Origin of the sequence: Pseudomonas chaetocerotis (assembly GCF_015712105.2) — a bacterium.
Classification (GTDB): Bacteria; Pseudomonadota; Gammaproteobacteria; order Pseudomonadales; family Pseudomonadaceae; genus Aquipseudomonas; species Aquipseudomonas chaetocerotis.
Window position 1 is genome coordinate 84,165 of the sequence record NZ_JACFYX020000004.1, and the last position, 22,845, is coordinate 107,009.

The 22,845-nt window shown below is 61.8% G+C and carries 19 protein-coding genes; 3 read left to right on the forward strand and 16 right to left on the reverse strand.

The genetic code is table 11. The features are described from left to right. Window positions 1-72: 72 nt before the first annotated feature. The 13 genes from purF to leuC all read right to left on the reverse strand — a co-directional run bounded on the left by purF (window position 73) and on the right by leuC (window position 15,294). A complete protein-coding gene (gene purF / locus H3221_RS08745) occupies window positions 73-1,581 on the reverse strand; it encodes an amidophosphoribosyltransferase (RefSeq protein WP_160016653.1) in 1,509 nt (502 codons plus the stop codon). Window positions 1,582-1,656: 75 nt separating this feature from the next. Next, window positions 1,657-2,178, reverse strand: coding sequence for a CvpA family protein (locus tag H3221_RS08750; RefSeq protein WP_003461125.1), 522 nt, complete (start codon window positions 2,176-2,178; stop codon window positions 1,657-1,659). 86 nt (window positions 2,179-2,264) lie between these two features. Beyond that, entirely contained in the window at window positions 2,265-2,882 is a 618-nt protein-coding gene (locus H3221_RS08755) for an SPOR domain-containing protein (protein ID WP_196474122.1), read from the reverse strand. Between the two features lie 14 nt (window positions 2,883-2,896). Continuing rightward, on the reverse strand, window positions 2,897-4,174 hold the full coding sequence (gene folC, locus H3221_RS08760; RefSeq protein WP_196474121.1) for a bifunctional tetrahydrofolate synthase/dihydrofolate synthase: 1,278 nt from the start codon (window positions 4,172-4,174) through the stop codon (window positions 2,897-2,899). Next, the gene (accD, locus tag H3221_RS08765) at window positions 4,171-5,055 is read right to left on the reverse strand and encodes an acetyl-CoA carboxylase, carboxyltransferase subunit beta (RefSeq protein ID WP_196474120.1); all 885 of its coding nucleotides are present in this window, start codon (window positions 5,053-5,055) and stop codon (window positions 4,171-4,173) included. Before accD ends, folC begins: the two co-directional genes overlap by 4 nt. A 138-nt stretch (window positions 5,056-5,193) precedes the next feature. Beyond that, window positions 5,194-5,844, reverse strand: coding sequence for a phosphoribosylanthranilate isomerase (locus tag H3221_RS08770; protein WP_196474119.1), 651 nt, complete (start codon window positions 5,842-5,844; stop codon window positions 5,194-5,196). A 24-nt stretch (window positions 5,845-5,868) separates the two neighbouring features. Further along, window positions 5,869-6,732 carry a tRNA pseudouridine(38-40) synthase TruA gene (gene truA, locus H3221_RS08775; RefSeq protein ID WP_021489937.1) on the reverse strand — a complete coding sequence of 288 codons (864 nt, stop codon included), beginning with the start codon at window positions 6,730-6,732 and terminating at the stop codon, window positions 5,869-5,871. Window positions 6,733-6,739: 7 nt separating this feature from the next. Then, the gene (locus H3221_RS08780; RefSeq protein ID WP_196474118.1) at window positions 6,740-9,562 is read right to left on the reverse strand and encodes a FimV family protein; all 2,823 of its coding nucleotides are present in this window, start codon (window positions 9,560-9,562) and stop codon (window positions 6,740-6,742) included. Between the two features lie 154 nt (window positions 9,563-9,716). Continuing rightward, window positions 9,717-10,727 carry an aspartate-semialdehyde dehydrogenase gene (locus H3221_RS08785; RefSeq protein WP_196474117.1) on the reverse strand — a complete coding sequence of 337 codons (1,011 nt, stop codon included), beginning with the start codon at window positions 10,725-10,727 and terminating at the stop codon, window positions 9,717-9,719. Between the two features lie 139 nt (window positions 10,728-10,866). Then, the gene (gene asd / locus H3221_RS08790; RefSeq protein WP_160016664.1) at window positions 10,867-11,979 is read right to left on the reverse strand and encodes an aspartate-semialdehyde dehydrogenase; all 1,113 of its coding nucleotides are present in this window, start codon (window positions 11,977-11,979) and stop codon (window positions 10,867-10,869) included. Window positions 11,980-12,035: 56 nt separating this feature from the next. Further along, on the reverse strand, window positions 12,036-13,118 hold the full coding sequence (gene leuB, locus H3221_RS08795) for a 3-isopropylmalate dehydrogenase (RefSeq protein ID WP_196474116.1): 1,083 nt from the start codon (window positions 13,116-13,118) through the stop codon (window positions 12,036-12,038). Window positions 13,119-13,207: 89 nt separating this feature from the next. After that, the gene (leuD, locus tag H3221_RS08800) at window positions 13,208-13,855 is read right to left on the reverse strand and encodes a 3-isopropylmalate dehydratase small subunit (protein WP_021489940.1); all 648 of its coding nucleotides are present in this window, start codon (window positions 13,853-13,855) and stop codon (window positions 13,208-13,210) included. Between the two features lie 11 nt (window positions 13,856-13,866). Further along, window positions 13,867-15,294: a 3-isopropylmalate dehydratase large subunit gene (leuC, locus tag H3221_RS08805; RefSeq protein ID WP_196474115.1), complete on the reverse strand. Its 1,428-nt coding sequence runs from the start codon at window positions 15,292-15,294 to the stop codon at window positions 13,867-13,869. Window positions 15,295-15,518: 224 nt separating this feature from the next. On the opposite strand from leuC, the gene H3221_RS08810 reads away from it, so the two are divergent. Beyond that, the gene (locus tag H3221_RS08810) at window positions 15,519-16,400 is read left to right on the forward strand and encodes a LysR family transcriptional regulator (RefSeq protein WP_192982416.1); all 882 of its coding nucleotides are present in this window, start codon (window positions 15,519-15,521) and stop codon (window positions 16,398-16,400) included. Window positions 16,401-16,502: 102 nt separating this feature from the next. Next, entirely contained in the window at window positions 16,503-19,790 is a 3,288-nt protein-coding gene (locus H3221_RS08815) for a sensor domain-containing protein (RefSeq protein WP_196474114.1), read from the forward strand. Window positions 19,791-19,908: 118 nt separating this feature from the next. Here H3221_RS08815 and H3221_RS08820 read toward each other — a convergent pair whose 3' ends face one another. Both H3221_RS08820 and H3221_RS08825 read right to left on the reverse strand, forming a co-directional pair. Then, entirely contained in the window at window positions 19,909-20,358 is a 450-nt protein-coding gene (locus H3221_RS08820; RefSeq protein ID WP_196474113.1) for an Hsp20 family protein, read from the reverse strand. A gap of 171 nt (window positions 20,359-20,529) precedes the next feature. After that, on the reverse strand, window positions 20,530-21,477 hold the full coding sequence (locus H3221_RS08825) for a tRNA dihydrouridine synthase (protein WP_196474112.1): 948 nt from the start codon (window positions 21,475-21,477) through the stop codon (window positions 20,530-20,532). A 424-nt stretch (window positions 21,478-21,901) separates the two neighbouring features. Between H3221_RS08825 and H3221_RS08830 the strand changes: the two genes are divergently transcribed. Continuing rightward, window positions 21,902-22,297: a hypothetical protein gene (locus H3221_RS08830; RefSeq protein ID WP_196474111.1), complete on the forward strand. Its 396-nt coding sequence runs from the start codon at window positions 21,902-21,904 to the stop codon at window positions 22,295-22,297. A gap of 6 nt (window positions 22,298-22,303) precedes the next feature. Here the strand turns inward: H3221_RS08830 and H3221_RS08835 are convergent, their stop codons facing one another. Further along, window positions 22,304-22,753, reverse strand: a complete 450-nt coding sequence (locus H3221_RS08835; RefSeq protein ID WP_017677327.1) for an acyl-CoA thioesterase — start codon at window positions 22,751-22,753, stop codon at window positions 22,304-22,306. Between the last annotated feature and the right edge of the window lie 92 nt (window positions 22,754-22,845).

Here is a 22,845-nt window from a genome sequence, read left to right on the forward strand (position 1 = left end):
ATCCGGGCTACGGGCCGGGGTGCGCCGTGCGCACCATCGAAACGGGCAGAACCGCTGCCCTGCCCGCTCGAATCAGTTGTTATACAGATCGATGATCGCGCTGACGGCCTGCGATTTGACCTTGCTGGCATCGTTGCGCGCCTGCTCGATCTTGTCCAGGTAGGCTTCATCGACGTCGCCGGTGACGTACTTACCGTCGAACACCGCGCAGTCGAAGTTGTCGATCTTGATCTTCTTGCTGCCGCTGACCGCCTCGATCAGGTCCGGCAGATCCTGGTAGATCAGCCAGTCGGCACCGATCAACTCGCAGACCTCTTCAGTGGTCCGGCCGTGCGCGATCAGCTCATGGGCGCTAGGCATATCGATGCCGTAGACGTTCGGGTAACGTACCGCCGGGGCTGCCGAGCAGAAGTAGACGTTCTTCGCACCGGCCTCGCGGGCCATCTGAATGATCTGCTTGCAGGTGGTGCCACGCACGATTGAGTCGTCCACCAGCATCACGTTCTTGCCGCGGAACTCCAACTCGATGGCGTTGAGCTTTTGCCGTACGGATTTCTTGCGTGCCGCCTGGCCGGGCATGATGAAGGTACGGCCGATATAGCGGTTCTTGACGAAACCTTCGCGGAATTTCACGCCCAGATGATTGGCCAGCTCCAGCGCCGCTGTACGGCTGGTGTCGGGAATCGGGATGACCACGTCGATGTCATGATCCGGACGCTCACGGAGAATCTTGTCGGCCAGTTTCTCGCCCATGCGCAGACGTGCCTTGTACACCGAGATACCGTCCATGATCGAGTCCGGGCGCGCCAGGTAAACGTGCTCGAAGATGCAGGGCGCGTACTGCGGGTTGGCCGCGCACTGACGGGTGAACAGCTTGCCCTCTTCGGTGATGTAGACCGCCTCGCCCGGCGCCAGGTCGCGGATCAGGGTGAAGCCGAGTACGTCCAGCGATACGCTCTCGGACGCGATCATGTACTCGACGCCCTCATCGGTATGGCGCTGGCCGAAGACGATCGGGCGAATGCCGTTAGGATCACGGAAGCCGACGATGCCATAACCGGTGATCATCGCGACGACGGCGTAACCGCCCAGGCAGCGCTCATGCACGTGGGTAACGGCGGCGAACACATCCTCTTCGGTCGGCTGAAGCTTGCCGCGCTGGGCAAGCTCATGGGCGAACACGTTGAGCAGCACTTCCGAATCGGAATTGGTGTTCACGTGACGCAGATCGGACTCGTAGATTTCCTTGGCCAACTGCTCGACGTTGGTCAGGTTACCGTTGTGCGCCAGGGTGATGCCGTAAGGCGAGTTGACGTAGAACGGCTGAGCTTCGGCCGAGCTGGAGCTACCAGCAGTCGGGTAGCGCACATGGCCGATGCCCATATGACCGACCAGGCGCTGCATATGCCGCTGCTGGAACACATCACGCACCAGACCGTTGTCCTTGCGCAGGAACAGGCGACCATCATGGCTGGTGACAATACCGGCAGCATCCTGGCCGCGGTGCTGGAGGACGGTGAGCCCGTCATACAGCGCCTGATTGACGTTCGATTTACCGACGATACCGACGATGCCACACATGTGCCACGACCCCTGCTAGATAGTTCAGGCTAATTCAGCGACCGATGCAGCGGTTACTCCGCAGCGGTCACTCTTTTAAAGCAGATCAGCTGGGTGAGCCGATCCACCGGTAAACCACTGATCGGACCACCCCAGAATGAGGTTCTTCGACCAGTCGGCGACCATCAGAAAATGCGGCACCAGCTGTGACTGTTGCCACCACGTATCCTGTTCCACGGGTGCCAGGCTGATCAGCCCGACCAGCAGCACCACCAACAAACCACCACGCGCGGCGCCGAATACCATGCCGAGAAAACGGTCGGTACCGGACAGGCCAGTCACACGGATCAGTTCGCCAATGAGGAAATTGACCAGAGCGCCCACCAGCAAGGTGGCGATGAAGAGAATGGCACAGGCTGCAATGACCCGCGCGGAAGGCGTTTCGATAAATTCGACGAGATGCTGGGCCAGTGCGCCACCGAACATCCAGGCGACCACACCTGCGATGATCCAGGTCAGCAGCGACAGGGCTTCCTTGACGAAGCCGCGCTTCAGACTGATCAAACTAGAAATGGCGATGACGGCGATGATCGCCCAATCGACCCAGGTGAATACCACGGTGCGGCCTACCAGCGGAAAAGGCGGAGCATTCTAGCAGAGCCCGGCGTATCGGGTAACCAGGCACTGCAAAGTCCCTTGCGTGCTTAGCCTGCTTCCGGCTGGAAGCGCACGACAAAACCGCTGAGTTTGTGCTGGCGGTTGAGCTGGTCACGCAGACGCTCGGCCTCGGCGCGCTCGATCAACGGACCGACAAACACCCGATTCATGCCGTCGAAAGTACGGATATAGGCGTTGTAACCCTGACTGCGCAGCGTTTTCTGCAGATTTTCTGCTCCAGCCCGACTGGACAGACTGGCCAACTGTACCGACCAGCTGATCGGCAGACTATTGGCGTCCAGGCGGCCTTCCGGCTTTGCTGGAGCAGCGCTCGCAGCCTGTTCGGTCTTGACCGGATCGGGCTTGCTCTGCTGCACGACAGGCAGCGGGGTCGGCTTGGGCTGCTCAGGCACCTCGACGATCTGAGGCTCCACCTCTTCGACGGGAACCGGCTCCTGCAGCAACTCCTCGGGCTCGACGACCTCGGCAGGCTGCACGATGATCTCGGCAGCAGCCGGCGCTTGCGGCATGGCCGGCGCATCCACTACCACGCGGCGCATCTCATCCTCGCGCGACAGCAGCATAGGCAGGAAAATCACCGCCAGCGCCACCAGCACCAGAGCACCGACCATGCGCTGCTTGAGCCCACTGTCCAGCATTGCCATTCCCAATCCCCTTATCAAGCCGGGCGGGCCAGCCAATCCAGGGCCTCGGCCACGCAGAAAAACGATCCGAACAACAGTATCTCGTCACCCTCTGCCGCCTGCTCGCACTGCGCATCGAGCGCGGTACGCACATCCGGGTACTGCACCACCACCGCGCCCTGCCCCCGCAGGTGCTCGGCCAGGTTATCGGCAGAGCGTGAACGCGGCGTATCCAGCGGCGCCACGGCCCAACCAGAAACCAGACTCAGCAGTGGCGACACCACGCCGGGCAGATCCTTGTCGACCAACAAACCGAACACCGCCCAGCGCTGCCCGGCCAGCGGGCGACTTTCCAGGCGCTGCGCCAGATAATCGGCGGCATGAGGATTATGCCCAACATCGAGCAACAGTGTGAGTGACTTGCCTCGCCAATCCAGCGCGCGACGATCCAGACGCCCGGTTACCCGCGTGGCGAGCAGGGCCTGGACGATCTGCTGGTGATTCCACGGCAGCGGCAGAAGCGCATAAGCCTGCAACGCCAGCGCCGCGTTTTCCATTGGCAGATCAAGAAGCGGCAGCTGCTCGAGTCGCAGTACCTGGCCTTTTACGTCAGAGCCATACCAGGACCAGTCCTGCGCTTGCACGCTTAGGTCATAGTCACGACTGCGCAGGAACAGCGGCGCATCCAACGTGACTGCTTGCTGCAGCAATGGCAGCGGAGGGTCGAGGTCACCGCACAACGCAGGCATGCCGGCGCGCATGATCCCGGCCTTTTCGAAGGCGACCGATTCACGGGTATCGCCCAGCCAGTCAGCGTGATCCAGCCCGATGCTGGTGACCAGCGCCAGATCGGCATCGACCAGATTAACCGCATCCAAGCGCCCGCCGAGGCCAACTTCGAGCACCACGGCATCCAGCTGAGCACGCTCGAACAGCCAGAAGGCCGCCAGCGTACCCATCTCGAAATAGGTCAGGGAGATCTCGCCACGCGCGGCTTCGACCGCCGCAAAAGCCTGGCACAACTCTTCGTCGCTGGCTTCTCGCCCCTGCACAAGCACACGTTCGTTGTAACGCAGCAGGTGCGGTGAACTGTAGACACCGACGCGCTGCCCCTGGGCGGCGATCAGACTGGCGAGAAAGGCGCAGGTAGAGCCCTTGCCATTGGTACCGGTGACGGTAATCACCAATGGCGCAGGCTTGCCCAGGCCGAGCCGCTGCGCCACCTCACGCGAGCGCTCCAGGCCCATGTCGATGGCCGAAGGATGCAACTGCTCGAGATAGGCGAGCCACTCGCCCAGGCTACGCTCGGTCATGCAGTGGCCGGCAGGGAAACCGGAGAGGGACGATTCATCATCTGCGCAAGCAGACGAGCCAGGCGCGGACGCAGTTCATCGCGCGGAATGATCATGTCGATGGCACCATGTTCGATGAGGAACTCGCTACGCTGGAAGCCTTCCGGCAGTTTCTCGCGCACGGTCTGCTCGATAACACGCGGGCCGGCGAAACCGATCAGCGCCTTCGGCTCGGCCACGATGACATCTCCAAGCATTGCCAGGCTGGCGGAAACACCACCGTAGACCGGGTCAGTCAGCACGGAAATGAACGGCAGGCCTTCTTCACGCAGACGCGCCAGGGCGGCGGAAGTCTTGGCCATCTGCATCAGCGAGATCAGCGCTTCCTGCATGCGCGCACCGCCCGAAGCGGAGAAGCACACCAGCGGGCAGCGTTTTTCCAGTGCGACATTGGCCGCCTGGACGAAACGCTCACCGACGATGGCACCCATGGAGCCACCCATGAAGGAGAACTCGAACGCGCAAACGGCGATCGGCATACCTTCGAGGGTGCCGCTCATTGAGATCAGGGCGTCCTTCTCGCCGGTCTGCTTCTGCGCACCAGCCAGACGATCCTTGTACTTCTTGCTGTCGCGAAATTTCAGGCGATCGACCGGTTCCAGATCAGCACCGATCTCCTCGCGCCCCTCGGCATCGAGGAAGATGTCGATACGCGCACGAGCGCCGATACGCATGTGGTGATTGCACTTGGGGCAGACGTCGAGCGTCTTTTCCAGCTCAGGACGGTAGAGCACGGCATCACAGGACGGACATTTGTGCCACAGGCCCTCGGGCACAGAGCTCTTCTTCACCTCGGAACGCATGATCGAGGGAATGAGTTTGTCTACCAACCAGTTGCTCATGCTGTCATTTCTCCATAACCGTTGGTTCGGATGAACGCCTCATCATGAAACGCCCATCTCCAGCAATTCTTTTCTGCCGCACCTAGCGCCCGTCGAAACGAGCCAGGGCGGCGTGACAGGCTAATTGACGGCCCTGCTTCAATCGCCGTCACATCGAGCACGCACCGCCCGCACGAATGCACGAATCTTGTCTGCATCCTTTATGCCTTTACTGGCCTCTACCCCACCGCTGACATCCACGGCATAGGGCCGCACCTGGCGAATAGCCGTCGCGACATTGCCTGCATCCAGGCCGCCGGCCAGGATGATTGGCTTGGCGGCATCTTCAGGCACCAGCGACCAATCGAACGAAGCGCCCGTACCACCCGGCACGCCCTCGACGAAGGTATCCAGCAGAATACCCCGTGCACCAGTGTAGGGCGCCATGGCGGCCGTCACGTCCTCACCGGGGCGAACCCGCAGCGCCTTGATATAGGGGCGGCCATAGCCTTCACAGTCGGCTGGCGACTCGTCACCGTGAAACTGCAGCAGATCCAGCGGCAGGCGCTGCAGCAACTGCAGCAGCTCGTCGCGCGGCATGTCGACGAACAGCCCGACAGTGGTCACGAACGGCGGTAAGGCATGCAGGATCGCAGCGGCCTGCTCGACGCTGACTGCTCGCGGGCTTTTCCCGTAGAACACCAGGCCAATAGCGTCGGCTCCCGCCTCCACCACCGCCAGGGCATCCTCGATGCGGGTGATACCACAAATCTTGCTGCGTACGACCGTCACGTTCATGCCTCTCGCCATGCGGGTTTGGATGGTAACAAAGGGTTATGGCTGTCGCACGTCCGGAAGACCAGAGAGAAAATGCGGCCCCAGATAGCGCTGCGGCAATTCGAACTCCTCCGGGTAATCGACCTGTATCAGATATAGACCGTAGGGGTGCGCTGTCACTCCCCCGCTATGTCGATCGCCGCGCTCGAGCACCTCGCGCGCCCATTCCGGCGGCCGCTCGCCCGCACCAATGGTCATCAGCACACCGGCGATGTTACGCACCATATGGTGCAGAAAAGCATTGGCGCGGATATCCAGCACGATGAAGCGGCCATGCTCGATCAGTTGCAGGTGGTGCACGGTCTTGATCGGTGACTTGGCCTGGCAGCGGGTTGCCCGGAAGGCGCTGAAATCATGAGTGCCTACCAGCGCCAGGGCCGCTTCACGCATGCGCGCCACATTCAGCGGTCGATGATTCCAGGTGACTTCCTCAGCCATGTGCGCCGGACGAATCGGATCGTTGTAGATCACGTAGCGGTAACGTCGCGCCATGGCCGAGAAGCGTGCATGAAAGTGCGCCGGCATCACCTTCGCCCAGGTCACGCTGATGTCACCGGGCAAATTCATGTTGGCACCCATGATCCAGGCGTGCAGCGAACGCTCGACAGTGGTATCGAAATGCACCACCTGACCACTGGAATGCACAGAGGCATCGGTACGTCCGGCGCACAGAATGCTGACCGGGGCACCACCAGCGACTTTGGATAAGGCAGTTTCCAGATGACCCTGGATCGACGGAACATTCGCGCCCTGGCGTTGGAACCCACGATAACGTGCGCCCTTGTATTCGAGACCCAGAGCGATTCTGAAAAAGCCAGCGGCCGCCATTTCGGCGGCCGCTACAGGTACTGCATCAGACATCTTTCAATCAAACCATCTTGGCAATCATCTCGCGAGCTTCCTGCTGCTGAGCATCACTGCCCTCGGCAACCACTTCATCAAGAATGTCGCGGGCACCTTCAGTGTCGCCCATGTCGATATAGGCCCGGGCCAGATCCAGCTTGGTCGCGGTTTCATCGGTACCGGACAGGAAGTCGAAGTCATCATCGCCATCCAGATCACTGGACAGGCTATTGGCCGGTGCCAGCGGAGCTGCTTGCGGCTCTTCGAAATCAGTCGACAGCTGATCCAGCTCAGCGGTCACCTCGTCCAGCTGCGCGGCGAAGCTATCAGGCGCGACAGCCTGCTGAGCCGGAGTTTCATCTTCGAGCGAGAGATCGAAGTCAGCCGGCAGATCGAGATTGGCAGACGGCGTTTCTTCAGCCAGATCGATGCTCAAATCGGAAAGATCGTCAGCCGACGGGTTCAGCGGCGCATCGTCATCGAGGCTCAGCAGGAAATCATCAACTTCGTCGCTGGCTGCTGGAGCAGGTTCATCCAGGTCCAGGCTGAAGGCGGACAGATCGTCGCTCGGCCGGGACAATTCAACCTTGTCATCATCCAGGGCCAGATCGAAGCTCAGATCGTCATCGGCAGAAGCTGCCGGCGCGGCGGGCTCATCGACCAGACCGAAGTCCAGATCATCGCCCAGCGACAACGGCGCTTGCTCAGTCCTGGCTGACTGAACATCACTCTCCAGATCAGCCTCCAGATCGTCGAGACTCAGATCGAAGGCGTCATCCAGATCACCACCAGTGGAAGCAGACGCCTCAGCAGCCGGCTCATCCAGGCTGAGGTCGTCCAGACTGAACTCGCCCATGTCGTCATCGGCGGAGGCAGCGGCCGCTACGGCACCCGCCCCCGCGAAGGCAGCGATCGCCGGATACTTGGACTTCAGCTGCTCGGCTTCGGCATTCACACCGCCGATCTCGCGCAGTTCGTTATCCTGACGGGCAAAGCCTTCGCGATCGCCCAGCTCGGCATAGACTTCCATCAGCTTCAGACGCAGATCGGCACGATGTGGCTCGTCATTGATGGCGTTCTGCAGCAGTTCGGCCGCCTGATTGAAGCGCCCGTAAGCAATATAGATATCGGCCTCGCCCAGCGCGTCGCCAGTCTGCGCCGTAACGCGGTCTTCGCCAGCGCCCTGAACGGCCTGGACAGGCTCGTCGTCAAGGCCTGCGAAGCTGTCTTCGGGCATGTCCAGATCGGAGGCGAACACCTGCTCCTGAGACAAGTCGTCAGCCAGGTCATCTTGCAGCTCGGACTCTTTCTGGGCGTTGCGGCGCGACAGCGCCATCAAGCCAACCAGCAGGAGCAGAAGCGCACCACCACCGGCCAAACCCAGTGTCATCGGGTTAGCCAGCAGGTCATCGATGAAGCTCTGTGGGGCCGGTGCAGGCGCAGGAGCAGGTGTAGCAGGTTTGGCTGCTTCGGCCGGCTTGACCGGGGCGGCTGGCTCAACGGCAGCAGCCGGCTCACTGGCCGGCTGTTGGGTTGCGGCGGCGCTGTCCTCGACAGGCGCAGCCGGTTCCTCGGAATAGTTGTAGTCAGGCGCCGCCTCCTCAGGCGGCGTAGTCGGCGGCGTTGTCGCTTGCGCAGCGGGCGGCGCGGCTTCAGGCGCCGCTGCCGGAGTTTCCGCAGGCGGCTCTTGCGTTGCAGCAGGAGCAGGCGCTTCGGGCGCTGCCGACAGGTCGGCCTGCATCTTGGCTAACTGACTGTCCTTCAGCTCCACCAGACGCTGCAACTTGTCCAGCTGGCTTTGCAGATCACCTACACGGCTCTGCAGCTCGGCGTTCTCGCGACGGGTCGAATCCAGACTTTCCTGAGTCACTGCCAGCTTGTCAGCCAGTGCCTTGCTTCCAGCCGAACCGGTATCGCTACCGCGAGTGGCCTGACCAGCCTCAGCAGCAACCAACTTAAGACTGTCGCCCGCCTCCGTAGTCGCCGGTGCCGCGCCAGCAGTGGTACGGCGAGTGGCATCCAGTTGACGCGAGGCAACGGCACGACCTTCACGCCAGGCTGCATTCTGCTCGGAGACCTGAGCGATCGCCTCGGCATTGCTGCGGCTGCGAATCTGCTGCTCGTCTGGCAGACGCAACACCTGACCGCTCTTCATGCGATTGATATTGCCGCCAATGAAGGCATCCGGATTCAGGTCCTGGATAGCCAGCATGGTCTGATTGACCGAACCACCGCCAACACGCTGGGCGATTTCCCAGAGCGTATCGTTAGCAGTGGTTTTGTATTCGCTACCGGAAATGGCGCGCGCTGCAGGCGCTGGCGCAGCAGGACGCGGTGCAGGTGCAGGAGCAACGCTGCGTGGCGCAGGCGCTGGAGCGGAGGCCGGACGCGGTGCAGGTGCGGCGACCGGCAGCTGCGGAGCAGCGGCGACGGCCGTTTGCGGGGAATAAAGTGGCGGATCGAGCAGCAGGGTGTATTCACGCAGCAGGCGACCGTTCGGCCAGAGCACTTCAACCAGGAAATTGAGGTAGGGCTCGCGCACGGTCTTGCTCGACGTGATGCGAATAACGCTCTTGCCGTTGGGCTTCAACACCGGAGTGAACTTGAGGTCGGTCAGAAAGTACTGACGATCGACGCCCGCTTTGACGAACTCCTCAGGAGACGCGAGACTGGGAATCACCTCATTGGAAGCAAGATCGCGCACTTCCAGCAATTCGATCTCCGCTACCAACGGCTGATTCAGCGACGATTGCAGGGTAACTTCACCCAACCCCAGCGCATGCGCCATACCGGAAGACAGCGCGGAAGCGGCTGCGATTGCCAGCACCAGTTTGCGAACCCGAACCATAGCGTTATCCCTTGTTTTATCTTTTTCTCGGCATGCGAGAGGGTCTTGAGAACTGCTGCCTGCCTCCGCTCCACGAGCGGCTCCCCATTCAGCAATCAACTCAGCCAGTATTGCCAAGCTAGAAAGATTCTTCAAATTTCTAGGTAAGTATCTTTTACAGATAGTGTTTTATCAATAACTCAGCTATCTGCACAGCATTCAGGGCAGCGCCTTTTCTTACATTATCAGACGCAATCCACAAATTGAGTTGCCTTGGATCGCTCACGCCGCGACGGATACGCCCCACGTACACCTGATCCTGCCCCACCGCATCACCCACTGCAGTCGGGTAGTCGCCGGCCTCTACCAACTCGATCCCTTGCGCGACCTCGAGCAACTGCTGCACGGCACTGATATCGATATCCGAATCAGCATACACACCCAGCGCGAGACTATCGCCAAAGAATACTGGCACCAAGGCGCAGGTCGCTGCGACCGGAAGCTCAGGCAGACTCAACAATTGTCGAATCTCGGCGGCCAGGCGCTTCTCCAGCTGAGCATGCCCTTGATCATCCACCTCGCCGACCTGCGCCAGCAGATTGAACGCGATCTGGCGATCCACCGTCTTGGGCTCCAGTGGGCGCGCGTTGAGCAGCTCGGCAGTCTGCCGTGCCAGCTCCTGAACACCACTGCGCCCCAGCGTGGAAATCGACAGCATGGCCGTCACCTGCAACTGCTGCGGCTTTAGTACAGGCTTCAGTGCCGCCAGTACCAACGCACAGGCAACCGCCGAAGGCGTCGGCGCACTGACGCACCAAGGCGCGGTCAATGCCGGCAAGCCCGTGGCGCCGAGCTCGGGCAATACGCATGGCGCCTGATCCAGCGAAAAAGCAGCGCTCAGATCGATAACGGAACAACCGGCTGCGACCACGCGCTCCTGATGGGTGCGTGTCACTTCAGAACCTGCGGCAAAGAAAGCCAGTTGCACCTGAGTGAAATCGAAGGCATCGAGCGACCTGACCCGCACCTGCCGACCACGGAAAGAAAGACTCTGCCCAGCCGACTCGTTGCTGGCCAGCAGATGCAGATCCTTCACAGGGAACTCACGCTCTTCGAGCAACTCGACCAGCGCTTCGCCGACGTTGCTGGTGGCGCCAATCACGGCGATATTGATGGACTGACTCATGAGCGGACCTGCGACACAGAGGGAGCGGCACTGTAACTGCGCCCCATCGCCCAGGCAATCAGCTTGCGCCCCCAGAAAAAACAAAGCCCCTCTGCCAGGACAGAAGGGCTTTGCTTGACGCTGGATATCAGCCTGGCGGTTAACGCTCCAGCAGAATCCGCAGCATGCGGCGCAGCGGCTCGGCAGCGCCCCACAGCAGTTGGTCACCGACAGTGAACGCGCCCAGGTACTGCGAACCCATGTTGAGCTTGCGCAGACGACCGACAGGAACACTGAGGGTGCCGGTCACGGCAGTCGGGCCGAGGTCGCGGATGGAATCTTCGCGATGGTTCGGCACCAGCTTGACCCACGGATTGTGCTGGCTGATCAGGCCTTCGATGTCGGCCATCGGCACGTCCTTGTTCAGTTTGATGGTCAGCGCCTGGCTGTGGCAGCGCATGGCACCGATGCGCACGCAAATGCCATCGACCGGGATCGGGTTCTTGAAACGACCGAGAATCTTGTTGGTTTCGGCCTGAGCCTTCCACTCTTCACGGCTCTGCCCGTTCGGCAGTTCCTTGTCGATGTAGGGGATCAGGCTGCCAGCCAGCGGCACACCGAAGTTGTCGACCGGAAAGCCTTCGCCACGCATGGCCTCGGCCACCTTGCGGTCGATGTCGAGGATGGCGCTGGCCGGGTCGGCCAATTCATCGGCAACGGCACCGTTGATCGCGCCCATCTGCTTGATCAGCTCACGCATATTCTGCGCGCCAGCCCCGGAAGCAGCCTGATAGGTCATGGCACTCATCCACTCCACCAGACCAGCCTCGTACAGGCCACCGAGAGCCATCAGCATCAGGCTGACGGTGCAGTTGCCGCCTATGTAGTTCCTGGTGCCGGCGTCCAGTGCCTGGTCGATCACCTTGCGGTTGACCGGATCGAGCACGATCACCGAGTCGTCATCCATGCGCAGGCTGGAGGCCGCATCGATCCAGTAGCCCTGCCAGCCGGCTTCACGCAGCTTGGGGAATACTTCATTGGTGTAGTCGCCGCCCTGGCAGGTCAGGATCACGTCCAGGCCCTTGAGGTCATCAATGCTGTAGGCATCTTTCAGCGTCGCGATGTCCTTGCCGATGGCAGGGCCTTGGCCACCGACATTGGAAGTGGTGAAGAACACCGGCTCGATCAGGTCGAAGTCCCGTTCTTCCAGCATGCGCTGCATGAGCACGGAACCGACCATGCCACGCCAACCGATCAGACCTACACGTTTCATAACGACTACACCTATATAAACAGCCCGCCGGAACCACACCGGCGGGGCTGGGAAGATTACAGACTACGCAGCGCGGAGGCCACTGCATCACCCATCGCAGCAGTACCGACCTTGGTCTTGCCTTCGGACCAGATGTCGCCCGTGCGCAGGCCCTGATCCAGTACCAGGCTCACCGCCTTCTCGATGGCATCGGCGGCAGCGACCTGGCCGAAGCTGTAACGCAGCATCATGGAGACCGAGAGAATAGTGGCCAGCGGGTTGGCGATGCCCTTGCCGGCGATGTCCGGCGCGGAGCCATGGCAAGGCTCGTACATGCCCTTGTTATTGGCGTCCAAGGATGCCGACGGCAGCATGCCGATGGAGCCGGTCAGCATTGAAGCTTCGTCAGACAAAATGTCACCAAACATGTTGTCGGTGACCATCACGTCGAATTGCTTGGGTGCGCGCACCAGCTGCATGGCAGCGTTGTCGACGTACATATGGCTCAATTCGACGTCTGGGTAGTCCTTGGCCACTTCCTCGACCACGGCGCGCCACAGTTGGCTGGAGGCCAGGACGTTGGCCTTGTCCACCGAGCACAGCTTCTTGCCACGCACGCGCGCCATGTCGAAACCGACCTTGGCGATGCGGCGGATTTCGCTCTCGCTGTACGGCAGGGTGTCGTACGCCATGCGCTCGCCGTTTTCCAGCACCTTGCTCTCGCGCGGCTGGCCGAAGTAGATGCCACCGGTCAGCTCACGGACGATGAGGATATCCAGGCCAGCAACCACTTCCGGCTTGAGGCTGGAGGCCTCGGCCAGTTGCGGGTAGAGGATGGCCGGACGCAGGTTGCCGAACAGACCCAATTGCGAGCGGATTTTCAGCAGGCCGCGCTCCGGGCGAATGGCCGGATCGATGGCATCCCACTTCGGCCCGCCAACGGCACCGAGCAGCACAGCATCGGCAGCCCTGGCGCGCGCCAGGGTCTCGTCAGCCAGCGGCACGCCATAACGGTCGATAGCGGCGCCGCCCAGATCATCGAAGCTCAGCTCGAAGCCCAGAGCGTACTTGTCGTTGGCCAGGTTCAGCACCTTGACCGCCTCGGCCATGATTTCCGGGCCGATACCGTCGCCGGGGAGAACCAGAATCTGCTTGCTCATTGCATCCTCAATACGCAGTAGGGTGCGCCGTGCGCACCATTTAAACAGTGAATCAGTCAGTGCGCACAGCCTAGGCGGCCCCGCACACCCTACTTGATTGCGCCGAACAGCCAGGGGCTGCTCTGCTGGTAACCGACCTCGAACGCCTTGATCGCGTCCTGATCCTGCAGGGTCAGACCAATGTCGTCCAGGCCGTTGAGCAGACAATGCTTACGGAAGGCATCGACCTCGAAGCTGTACTGCACGCCATCAGGGCGAGTCACGGTTTGCGCCTCGAGATCGACGGTCAACTGGTAACCCTCGGTGGCCTCGGCCTGCTCGAACAGCGCATCGACTTCTTCGTCCTTGAGGACGATCGGCAGCAGGCCGTTCTTGAAGCTGTTATTGAAGAAGATGTCGGCGAAGCTCGGCGCGATCACCGTGCGGAAACCGTACTCGTCCAGTGCCCACGGCGCGTGCTCGCGCGAAGAGCCGCAGCCGAAGTTCTCGCGGGCCAGCAGCACGCTGGCGCCCTGGTAGCGCGGGAAGTTGAGCACGAAATCCTTGTTGATCGGGCGCTTGGAGTTGTCCTGGTTCGGCTGGCCGACATCCAGGTAACGCCATTCGTCGAACAGGTTCGGACCAAAGCCGGTGCGCTTGATCGATTTCAGGAACTGCTTGGGAATGATCTGATCGGTGTCGACGTTGGCACGGTCGAGCGGACAGACCAGGCCGGTGTGTTGGGTAAAGGCTTTCATCATCTAGCTCCTCAGGCCTGGATCAATTCGCGAACGTCGATGAAACGACCGGTTACTGCAGCAGCGGCAGCCATGGCAGGGCTCACCAGGTGGGTACGACCACCGGCGCCCTGGCGGCCTTCGAAGTTGCGGTTGGAGGTGGAGGCGCAATGCTCGCCGCTGCCCAGCTTGTCCGGGTTCATCGCCAGGCACATGGAGCAGCCTGGCTCACGCCATTCGAAACCGGCCTCGATGAAGATCTTGTCCAGCCCCTCGGCCTCGGCCTGCTGCTTCACCAGGCCGGAACCCGGCACCACCATGGCTTGCTTGACGGTACTGGCGACCTTGCGTCCCTTGGCCACCTCGGCAGCAGCGCGCAGGTCTTCGATGCGCGAGTTGGTGCAGGAGCCGATGAATACGCGATCAAGCTGGATATCGGTGATCGGCTGGTTGGCGCTCAGGCCCATGTACTTCAGTGCGCGGGTGATCGAGTCCTTCTTCACCGGGTCGGCTTCGGCGGCCGGGTCCGGCACGTTCTGGTCGACGGCCAAAACCATCTCCGGCGAGGTACCCCAGCTGACTTGCGGCTTGATGTCTTCAGCTTTCAATTCGACCACAGTGTCGAACACCGCATCGGCGTCAGACACCAGGCTCTGCCATTGCGCCACGGCCTTGTCCCAGTCGCTGCCCTTGGGCGCGAATGGACGGCCCTTGACGTAGGCGATGGTTTTCTCGTCCACCGCCACCAGGCCCACACGGGCACCAGCCTCGATGGACATGTTGCAGATGGTCATGCGCCCTTCCAGAGACAGGTCGCGGATGGCGCTGCCGGCGAACTCCAGCGCGTGGCCATTACCGCCGGCCGTGCCGATCTTGCCGATCACGGCGAGCACGATGTCCTTGGCGGTGACGCCGAACGGCAGCTTGCCTTCGACGCGCACCTGCATGTTCTTCATCTTCTTGGCCACCAGGCACTGGGTGGCGAGCACATGCTCGACCTCGGAGGTGCCGATGCCGTGGGCCAGCGCACCGAAGGCGCCATGGGTGGACGTGTGCGAGTCGCCGCAGACCACGGTCATGCCCGGCAAGGTAGCGCCCTGCTCCGGACCAACCACATGGACGATGCCCTGGCGTACGTCATTCATCTTGAACTCGAGGATGCCGAAGTCATCGCAGTTCTCGTCCAGAGTCCGCACCTGAATGCGCGAAACCTCATCGGCGATGGCCTCGAGGCCACCCTGACGCTCGGCCTTGGTTGTCGGCACGTTGTGATCCGGCGTGGCGATATTGGCATCGATGCGCCACGGCTTGCGTCCGGCCAGGCGCAGGCCCTCAAAGGCCTGCGGCGAGGTCACTTCGTGAAGGATGTGACGATCGATGTAGATCAACGAAGAACCGTCGTCGCGACGTTTCACTTCGTGCATGTCCCAGAGCTTGTCGTAGAGCGTCTTGCCAGTCATCAGCCTTACCTCATCAGCGCCTTTTGAGCACATCCGCAAACTGCCTGCGTTATCACCGCCCGGCGTCAGAAGTGCACCTTTCTATGCCTGGGCGAAAATGGCCCTTCGGCTTATGGGGAGAATGCTATTGCCAGGCACGAAATAACTCAAATTCATATTTTTTATTCAAAGGATTCCGAAGAGGAATGTATGCTCAGCGCATCATTACTGACCCGGAGCGCTCCATGGATCTGGCCAACCTCAATGCCTTCATCGCCATTGCCGAAACCGGCAGCTTTTCCGAAGCCGGCGAGCGCCTGCACCTGACCCAGCCTGCCGTGAGCAAGCGCATCGCCGGCCTGGAACAGCAACTGGGCGTGCGTCTGTTCGACCGCCTCGGACGCGAGATTGGCCTGACCCAAGCCGGCCGCGCCCTGTTGCCGCGCGCCTACCAGATTCTCAACGTGCTGGACGATACCCGTCGCGCGCTGACCAACCTCTCCGGTGAAGTCAGCGGCCGCCTGACCCTGGCGACCAGCCACCACATCGGTCTGCATCGTCTGCCCGCCCTGCTGCGCGCCTTTACCCGCGCCCATCCGCAGGTGGCGCTGGATATCCAGTTCCTCGACTCGGAGGTCGCGTACGAAGAAGTCCTGCATGGCCGCGCCGAACTGGCGGTGATCACCCTAGCCCCGGAAACACGTGAGCCGATCCGCGCCGTCGCCGTGTGGGACGACCCTCTGGATTTCGTCGCCGCACCGGAACACCCACTGGCCCGCAGCCAAATGATCAGCCTGGCCGACGTGGCGCAGCACCCAGCCGTATTTCCCGGCGGCAACACCTTCACCCATCATATCGTCCAGCGCCTGTTCGAGGCCCAGAGCCTGACACCCAATATCGCCATGAGCACCAACTACCTGGAAACCATCAAGATGATGGTCTCCATCGGCCTGGCCTGGAGCGTGCTGCCCCGAACCATGCTCGATGATCAGGTCGCGCGCCTGCCGATACCGGGCATCCAGCTGACCCGCCAGTTGGGCTACATCCTGCATACCGAGCGCACCCTGTCGAATGCCGCACGGGCATTCATGGATTTGCTCGACAGCCAGCGGGATGATCTTGCATAGGCATCCGAACTGAGACTAACGTGGCGACATAACGACAAAAACCTATCTACATGCCTCTAAAGCCCGCCCCGCACATCGCGCACTCCGGAGGAAGGTACGGCCATGGCCAGATCGACTGACCAGACCCCGCCCCTGCCACATATACCGGCGATGGATCCCGCCGAATTCGAGCAAACCTGGCAAGACGCGCCGCGTTTGCTAGCTGCGCTGAACGGCGCGCACCTCGGCACCTGGTATTGGGACATTCGTAGTGGCCAGGTGAACTGGTCGCGCGGCGCCCAGGCACTGTTCGGCCTCGATCCCAATCGCCCGGTCACGCGAGAACTGCACTACATCGAGCTGATCCCCGAAGAGGAACGCGCCGACGTTCTGGCTAAATTCGACGCCATCCTCAAGGGCGAACAGATTGCCAACGCCCTGCGCCACCGCATCCGCTGGCCGGACGGGAGCCTGCACTGGCTGGAGATCACCGGCAGTCTGCAACGCGAGGCCGATGGTCGGCCGCGTATGTTCGGCGTGATCCGCGACATCAGCGCCCAGCAGGAGCGTGCCGAGGCCCTGCGCGCCTCCGAGGAACGCTTCGCCAGCCTGTTTCGCCTGAGCCCGGACATCATGATGCTGGTGCGCTACGACACCAGTGAGATCGTCGAGGTCAACCAACACTTCACCCACGCCTTCGGCTGGAACGCCAGCGACATTCTTGGCCGCCCCACCCATGAGCTGAATCTCTGGGTTCACGCCAGCCAGCGCGATCAGTTGCGCCAGCAAGCGCCACTGAGCCGCGAGCCGGTGATTCAGGAAGTACAACTGCGCACCCGTGATGGCGATATTCTCGATGGCGTACTGTCGAGCCAGTACATCGAGCTGCAGGGCGAGCGCCTGATGCTCTGCACCTTCCTCGATACCAGCGAACGCAAGCGCGCAGAAAACGCCCTGCGCGCCAGTGAGGAAAAGTTCGCCAAGGCCTTCATGCATACGCCCGATGCGGTGGCCATCACTGACCGGGCGACCGGCCGCTTCATCGAGGTCAACCCGAGTTTCGAGCAGCAATTTGGCTGGAGCAGCGCCGAAGCCGTGGGCCGCACCTCACTGGAGCTGGGCATCTGGGCTGACCCCAGCGACCGCCAGCGTATGCTCGACGCCGTGCAGACCGGGCGCCTGAACAACCTCGAGGTACGACTGTTCAGCCGCGACGGCAGCGTCACCAGTAACTTGCTGTTCGGTGGCGAAATAGAGCTGAACGGCACTTCCTGCCTGGTCCTCACCGTGCGCAACATCACCGAGCAGCGCGCGCAGGAGCAGGCACTCAACGAAAGCAAGCAGCGCCTGCGCCTTGCCCTGGAGTCGGCCGACCTGGGCACCTGGGACTGGCACATTCCCAGCAGTCGGCTGTTTGCCAGCGCCCGGGCCTCCCAGCTGCAAGGTCTGGAGTCGCTACCGTTCGAAGGTGCCTTCCTCGACTTCTTCCGTCAGGTACCGATGGAAGATCGACGCAGTCTGCGTCAGAGCTACCAGAGCCTGGTCGAAGAGCACCGCAGCCACTATCAGGTCACCTACCGTGTGCAACTGAAAAATGGCGGCCTGCGCTTTCTCGAAAGCACTGCCAAACTGCAGCTCGACGAGGCCGGTCAACCACTGCGCATGGTCGGCACGCTGGTCGATATCAGCGAGCGACTGCTGCGCGAACAGCGCCTGCAAGCCTCGGAAGAGAAGTTCGCCAAGGCCTTCCACTCCAGTCCGGACGCCATCACCATCACCGAACGGGACAGCGGGCGCTACATCGAGGTCAACGAAGGCTTCACCCGCATTACCGGCTACCAGGGCTGGGAGGTGATCGGCCGCACGGTGCATGAGCTGAGCATCTGGGCCTACCCCGAAGAGCGCGTGCGGATGATCGAGCTCCTGGCTCAGCAGGGCAAGGTGCTGCACTTGGAAATGCACGGCCAGCATCGTGACGGTGAGGTGCGTCTGGTCGACGTTTCCGTGCAGCCCATCGAGCTCAATGGCGTGCCCTGCCTGCTGCTCACTGCACGCGACATCAGCGAACTGAAGCAGGCGCAGGCGCAAGTACAGCACCTGGCCTACCACGATGCGTTGACCAACCTGCCCAACCGCGCCCTGCTGATGGACCGCCTGACCCAGCAGATCGCCCTGCTCAAGCGCCATGATCTGCGCGGCGCCCTGCTGTTTCTCGACCTCGACCACTTCAAGCACATCAACGATTCACTCGGCCACCCCGTCGGCGACTCCGTGCTGCGTCTGGTCACCGCACGCCTGGAAGCCAGCGTGCGCCTCGAAGACACCGTGGCCCGCCTGGGCGGCGACGAATTCGTGGTGCTGCTCTCCGGCCTGGAGGGCAAGCGCTCGGAGGTCACCCGCCATGTCCGCCAGATCGCCGACAAGCTGCGCCAGTTGCTCGCCGAACCGATGCTGCTGGACGGCCACCGCCTGCAGGTGACCCCGAGCATCGGCGTCGCCCTGATTCCCGATCACGGCAATACTCCGGCGGATCTGCTCAAGCGCGCCGATATTGCCCTCTACCGCGCCAAGGACTCCGGACGTAACGCCATCCAGCTGTTCCGCACCACCATGCAGGAAGCGGCCAGCGCACGTCTGCGTCTGGAGAACGATCTGCGCCTGGCCCTGGCACGTGGCGAGTTCGAACTGCACTTCCAGCCCCAGGTAGACGCTCGTGATGGCCAGGTGGTCGGCGCCGAGGCGCTACTGCGTTGGCTGCATCCGCAGCTGGGACCACAGTCGCCCGCGCAGTTCATCCAGGTGCTGGAAGAAAGCGGACTGATCGTCGAAGTCGGTGGCTGGGTGCTGGCCGAGGCCTGCCATTTCTGCTCCCAGCTACTCGTGGGCGGCTTGATCGACAGCGAACGCTTCAGCCTGTGCGTCAATATCAGCCCTCGCCAGTTCCGCCAGCACGATTTCGTCGAACGGGTCGCGACCAGCCTGCGTGACAGCCAACTGCCCAACGCCATGCTCAAGCTGGAGATCACCGAAGGCATCGTCATTCAGAACATCGATGACACCGTCGGCAAGATGCTGCGCCTGAAAAAGCACGGCGTCAGCTTCGCCATGGACGATTTCGGCACGGGCTACAGTTCGCTGACCTATCTCAAGCGCCTGCCGGTGGACATGCTGAAGATCGACCAGTCCTTCGTGCGTGACGCCACCAACGACCCCAACGATGCCGAGATCATCCGAGCAATCGTCGCCATGGCGCGCAGCCTGGGCCTGGCGCTGATCGCTGAGGGCGTCGAGCAGCAAGATCAACTGGACTTCCTGCAGGCGCAAGACTGCTATCTCTATCAGGGCTATCTATTCAGCAAACCATTGCCGCAGGAAGCCTTTCGTGAACTACTGAAAAGGCAGCGACCGTAACCGGACAGCACTCTCGGTGCGCACAGCGCATCCTACCGACGAAACAGCCGTAACCAGGCTTTTGCCTGAAGTGAAAAAGGCGCCCCAAGGGGCGCCTTCTTCATCATCAGCTATCGACTCAGCTTTCCAGCGCCGGACGCTGGCTGCCGATAGGAATGCGCTTGGCCTTGGCCTCTTCCGGCACGATGCGCTCCAGCTCGACATGGAGCAGGCCATTGACCAGATTGGCACCCTTGACCTCGATATGGTCAGCCAGGCGGAACGACAGCTTGAATGCACGCTGGGCGATGCCCTGATGCAGGTAGCTGATGCTCTCGGCGCTGCGGTCACGCTTGTTGCCGACCACGGTCAGCACACCACGCTCGACCTGCAACTCCAGGTCGTCTTCCTCGAAGCCGGCAGCCGCGACCACGATGCGGTAGTGGTCCTCGCCATGCTTCTCGACGTTGTAGGGCGGGTAGGAACTGCCGGCGTCATTGCTGCGCAGGGCAGATTCAAAAAGATCGTTGAAACGGTCGAAACCGACAGACTGGCGAAACAGTGGGGCCAGAGACAGTAAGTTGCTCATGAGTAATCTCCTGAAATTTCAGCAAGTGTCATATCGCGGAACCCGACTTCGGCATCCCGCAGTCACTTATCTGAGGTCACTCGGACATTTTTCAAGACCTGGAAAATTGCTCACGACCAACAGGGCAAGAGGCACACATTCATGCCTGGCAGGCGGTGCGCACAGCGCACCCTATGGAAATGGCGCAAGCAGCTGGTCGATGCGCTCGCAATCCTGTTCGCGGCGCACCTCGGCGAACAGCGCGACAGCTTCCGGGTAGGTACGGGTAAGCATCGCCAGCCACTGCTTCAGTCGCCCCGGCGCATAGCGTGGTGCCAGCTTGCGCCGTGCCTGCTGCCAGAAGTCGAGCAGCAGCGGCTGCAGCTCGGCCCAGCTCATTTCCTGCGGTTCTTCACCGGCCCGGACCGCTGCGATCTGCCGCGCCAGGCCCGGCCGTGACACCAGGCCACGGCCCAGCATGATGTCATCCACGCCGCTGATCTCGCGGCAGCGACGCCAGTCGTCCAGCGTCCACACCTCGCCATTGGCGAATACCGGTACGCCGACCACCTCCTGTACCCGTGCCACCCACTCCCAGTGCGCCGGCGGCTTGTAACCCTCGACCTTGGTCCGCGCATGCACGACGATCTGGCTCGCCCCACCCTCGGCAAGCGCTCGCGCGCAATCCAGCGCACCCTCCTTGCCCTCGAACCCCAGGCGCATCTTCGCTGTCACCGGAATCTCGGCCGGTACCGTGCGCCGCACTTCACGGACGATGGCGTGCAGCAACTCCGGCTCCTTGAGCAGCACCGCGCCGCCGCGCGACTTGTTCACCGTCTTGGCCGGACAGCCGAAGTTGAGATCGATCACTGGCGCACCGAGGGTACAGGCGAAGGCAGCGTTGTCCGCCAGGCACTGCGGATCCGAACCCAGAAACTGCACACGCATTGGTGTGCCAGCCAGGGTGCGCGAGCCGTCGAACAGCTCAGGCGCCAGCTTGTGATAAGTCGCAGCCGGCAACAGCCGTTCGCTGACGCGAATGAACTCGGTGACGCACCAGTCGATACCACCGACACGAGTCAATACGTCGCGCAGAATCTCGTCGACCAGTCCCTCCATGGGCGCCAGGGCGATTTGCATGAGGTTGTCCGGAAAAATGGGGCGCACAGTCTAACAGGCCGTTGAAAAACGTAGGCGACGACTGCATGGATGCAGGAGGTAGGGCGAAGCAGGAAGCCCGAGCCGACGACTGCATGGATGCAGGAGGTAGGGCGAAGCAGGAAGCCCGAGCCGAGGCAGCCAGTGCAATACCGGTGGCGGCCCCGCAAAAACAGCCGAAAAGGACCGGGGGGCGCCCGACTTTACGTGTTGTAAATCAGCATTTTGACGGGGGCGCCTAGCCTGTTTTTTAACGCAGCAATGGCAACACACGACTGCATGGATGCAGGAGGTAGAGCGACGCAGGAGGCCAAAGCCGAGGTAGTTTTTCAATGGCCTGTTAAGGGGTCGCGCGCGGCGCGCAACATGGGCCACACTGACGCCTCGCCAAACGGGGAGGCTCGCCATGCGTTATCTCGCACTGATCGTAGTGGGTATGTGCTGTTTGGGGGCACAAGCCAACGAGGCGGCGCCCAGCGACATCGCGCCAATGCCTGCAGACCCGGCGGCCGATGCACCGGCCCGGATCATTTTCAGTCGCGACAACAACGCGCCGAATGCCTGCGACGTGGAGCTCTACGTCAACCAGCAGGTAGTGGCGAAACTCGGCCCCGGCAAGCACACCAGCCTGGATCTGCCCAGCGGCGAACTGAGCGTAGCCGTGGCCATGTCGCCAGATGGCTATTGCGCTGGCCGTGGGCCGGATGTGGCGCAATCGGTCATCCTGCGCCCCGGTGAAACCCGCCAGTTCGACGTCATGGTCGAGCCGGGGCAGGTTTTTCTCGCACCAGCGATCGACTGAGCAGCCTTACAGCTCCAGCGGATAGGGCTGCATCAGCGCCTTGCCATAACCTTCGACGAACTCCGCCGGCATGCGCTTGGGGCGACCGCTGGACAGCTCGATGCAGACAAAGGTGGTCTTGGCGCGCAGCAAGGTCGCGCCATCTTCCGGGCGAACCAGCTGGAAGCGCCGATCCATCTTCAGGCGCTGGTCGGACTCGACGATCCAGGTCGCCATCTGCAGATGCTGCCCTTCGTAAGCACTGGCCAAATAGTCGATCTCGTGACGCACCACGGCCATGGCTCGATCCAGACGGCGATACTCGACCAGGTCCAGCCCGAGGAACTGCGAATGCCGCCAGGCGCAGCGCTCCAGCCAACTGACGTACACCGCATTATTGGCATGACCGAGGCCGTCGATGTCCTCTGCGCTCACTTCGATATCGATGACGAAGGGGCTGGGCAACTCCCAGTTCATGACTGTACCTCCAGGTGTGCAGCCTGCATGTGGCAAGCTGGGTGATCCGATTCATGAGCGTGGCCGCCAGCATCCTCGGCGACCGTTCGGCC

Bases quoted from the DNA above. Each gene is read 5' to 3' on its own strand.
- truA (WP_021489937.1), bottom strand. From the start codon at position 6,732: ATGTCTGATGCAGTACCTGTAGCGGCCGCCGAAATGGCGGCCGCTGGC.
- H3221_RS08785 (WP_196474117.1), bottom strand. From the start codon at position 10,727: ATGAGTCAGTCCATCAATATCGCCGTGATTGGCGCCACCAGCAACGTC.
- accD (WP_196474120.1), bottom strand. From the start codon at position 5,055: ATGAGCAACTGGTTGGTAGACAAACTCATTCCCTCGATCATGCGTTCC.
- H3221_RS08755 (WP_196474122.1), bottom strand. From the start codon at position 2,882: ATGGCAATGCTGGACAGTGGGCTCAAGCAGCGCATGGTCGGTGCTCTG.
- asd (WP_160016664.1), bottom strand. From the start codon at position 11,979: ATGAAACGTGTAGGTCTGATCGGTTGGCGTGGCATGGTCGGTTCCGTG.
- H3221_RS08835 (WP_017677327.1), bottom strand. From the start codon at position 22,753: ATGAACTGGGAGTTGCCCAGCCCCTTCGTCATCGATATCGAAGTGAGC.
- leuD (WP_021489940.1), bottom strand. From the start codon at position 13,855: ATGAAAGCCTTTACCCAACACACCGGCCTGGTCTGTCCGCTCGACCGT.
- H3221_RS08780 (WP_196474118.1), bottom strand. From the start codon at position 9,562: ATGGTTCGGGTTCGCAAACTGGTGCTGGCAATCGCAGCCGCTTCCGCG.
- H3221_RS08820 (WP_196474113.1), bottom strand. From the start codon at position 20,358: ATGAGCAACTTACTGTCTCTGGCCCCACTGTTTCGCCAGTCTGTCGGT.
- folC (WP_196474121.1), bottom strand. From the start codon at position 4,174: ATGACCGAGCGTAGCCTGGGCGAGTGGCTCGCCTATCTCGAGCAGTTG.
- H3221_RS08815 (WP_196474114.1), top strand. From the start codon at position 16,503: ATGGCCAGATCGACTGACCAGACCCCGCCCCTGCCACATATACCGGCG.
- leuC (WP_196474115.1), bottom strand. From the start codon at position 15,294: ATGACTGGCAAGACGCTCTACGACAAGCTCTGGGACATGCACGAAGTG.
- H3221_RS08770 (WP_196474119.1), bottom strand. From the start codon at position 5,844: ATGGCGAGAGGCATGAACGTGACGGTCGTACGCAGCAAGATTTGTGGT.
- H3221_RS08825 (WP_196474112.1), bottom strand. From the start codon at position 21,477: ATGCAAATCGCCCTGGCGCCCATGGAGGGACTGGTCGACGAGATTCTG.
- H3221_RS08810 (WP_192982416.1), top strand. From the start codon at position 15,519: ATGGATCTGGCCAACCTCAATGCCTTCATCGCCATTGCCGAAACCGGC.
- purF (WP_160016653.1), bottom strand. From the start codon at position 1,581: ATGTGTGGCATCGTCGGTATCGTCGGTAAATCGAACGTCAATCAGGCG.
- H3221_RS08830 (WP_196474111.1), top strand. From the start codon at position 21,902: ATGCGTTATCTCGCACTGATCGTAGTGGGTATGTGCTGTTTGGGGGCA.
- leuB (WP_196474116.1), bottom strand. From the start codon at position 13,118: ATGAGCAAGCAGATTCTGGTTCTCCCCGGCGACGGTATCGGCCCGGAA.